Here is a 600-nt window from a genome sequence, read left to right as displayed (position 1 = left end):
TCCTCGCCGCGCGCGAGGAGGGAGCGCGCGAGGCGCTGCTGGTGCCGAGCCGCGCGAGGACGCTGCACACGGCGGTCGCGCAACTGCCCGGCCAGTCCACGGGAACGGGGCGGCTCGCGCGCGAATCGGGCCCGGCGCCCGAGCCCGTACGGGTCGCCTTCGGCCCGTACGAGGAGCGCTTCCTCCTTCCCGACCACCGGCTTCTCGACGCCCCGCGCCCCGAGTTGTGGCGCGTCGCCGACGCCGCGCAGCTCTTCCTCGTGGACGATCCGCGCGCCCCCGGGCTCACCGTCACCGCGCTCCTCCCCTTCGGCGCCGGCCCGGGCAGCCGCGTCCACCCGCTCTTCCGCCGCCCCGGCGGCGAGGAGCCCAACCTCGCCCCCGGTCTCCTCGCCCACCTCGCGACCCGTTACGGGCGGCCCGTGGCACCGCTCGACGTGCTCGACTGGCTGCTCGCCACGACCGGGCAGGGCCGCCGGGGGCGCGAGGTGCGGCTGCCGGGGACGTACGAGGAGTGGACGGCCGGTGCCGGGCTCGGGCGTGCGCTGCGCGAGGTGGCGCTGCGCGGGCACGGGGCGCACGCGGGCCCGCGGCCCCGGC

The 600-nt window shown here is 79.3% G+C and carries 1 protein-coding gene; it reads left to right on the top strand.

The window, feature by feature from the left end; all coding sequences use genetic code 11:
• Nucleotides 1-600: type ISP restriction/modification enzyme (locus G3I42_RS07365; protein WP_343244479.1), on the top strand; the 600-nt coding region annotated here is incomplete at both ends.

The sequence above is a fragment of the Streptomyces sp. SID11385 genome (assembly GCF_010548245.1).
Classification (GTDB): Bacteria; Actinomycetota; Actinomycetes; order Streptomycetales; family Streptomycetaceae; genus Streptomyces.
The sequence above is the reverse complement of the archived record's forward strand: the minus strand, read 5'-3'. Positions and strand labels throughout refer to the sequence as shown.